A 219-nucleotide genomic window follows, 5' to 3' on the forward strand; every position below is an offset into this window, starting at 1 on the left:
TTAAGAAGATCTTTGACATGATGTAACAAGCTGAAAAAGAGTAAATAATTTTGGTCAAAACCAAAAGAGCTGAAAGTATATATCATCCGCTCTGAATTATACAGTTCAGGGTGTGTGCGTGATAACAAAAGTAAGAAAGGGCGCATGGCGGATGCCTTGGCTCTCGGAGGCGATGAAGGACGTGATAAGCTGCGAAAAGTCACGGGGAGGTGCAAATAA

Annotated in this window: 1 rRNA gene; it reads left to right on the forward strand. The window is 42.0% G+C overall.

Going from position 1 to position 219, the window contains the following annotated elements:
- Positions 1 to 124: 124 nt before the first annotated feature.
- Positions 125 to 219: ribosomal RNA gene (locus H6A27_RS14970) — 23S ribosomal RNA — on the forward strand; the annotation flags it as partial.

The sequence above is a fragment of the Bacteroides caecigallinarum genome (assembly GCF_016902295.1).
Taxonomy (GTDB): Bacteria; Bacteroidota; Bacteroidia; order Bacteroidales; family Bacteroidaceae; genus Phocaeicola; species Phocaeicola caecigallinarum_A.